Genomic DNA, 656 nt, shown 5'->3' with positions numbered 1-656 from the left:
GATCGAGGGCGAACACCCCCACGGGGCTGCCCAGCTTCGCCGAGCCAGCCCACATTGGCTACGCCATTCCTATGTGACCGCGATGGGGAACCTGGGAGCCAGTCTGCGCCATCTGAATCGAAGCGCTGGCCATGCCTCCATCGAGACAACAGCCCAGTACGACCATGCTTCAGAAGACGCATGGCACCAGGACATGGAGCGAACGCCACTGGATGGATGGGCCCTGAGCACAGGGCCCGGAAAGCTGGCTACTTGAGATGCTCAGCTGCGTCCAGGACGTCACCGGCCAAGAAGACCCAGCCCCCTGCCCCCGAGCCAGTGCGGCACAACGGGCGCGGGGGCTGTATCCCGCGCAGGAGACGTTCCTCGAGGATGGCAGTTTTCAGCTCTGATGAGCGAACCTGGAGTATGCGAGCAGCGTCGTTGATACCGAGACGCTCTGACCGGAATCCATTTCCTTTAGCCATAAGGGGGGGGCTCTCATTGTCGTGATGCCAGGATGCGTTCGACGTTGCGCACTTCGCTGGAAATTTCCGAGAGCTCCATGCCCAGTTGCTCCGACTCGGTGTGTTGATCTTCCATCCAGCAATCGGCGCCAGGTGGCGGCGGGCCAGCGTCGCGGATCTCTGCGTCGATCGCATCACGATGGTTTGCCA

The 656-nt window shown here is 61.9% G+C and carries 1 protein-coding gene; it reads left to right on the top strand.

Annotation, left to right across the window (positions count from 1 at the left end; all coding sequences use genetic code 11):
* Window position 1: 1 nt before the first annotated feature.
* Window positions 2-256 (top strand): tyrosine-type recombinase/integrase, encoded by a 255-nt coding sequence (locus ACGTN6_RS20765; protein WP_394594978.1) that lies wholly within the window; start codon window positions 2-4, stop codon window positions 254-256.
* Window positions 257-656 lie beyond the last annotated feature (400 nt).

It is taken from the genome of Halomonas sp. B23F22_20 (genome assembly GCF_043496985.1).
In the GTDB taxonomy this organism is placed as follows: Bacteria; Pseudomonadota; Gammaproteobacteria; order Pseudomonadales; family Halomonadaceae; genus Halomonas.
Note: the sequence above shows the minus strand (reverse complement) of the source record. Positions and strands in the feature narration are given on the sequence as shown.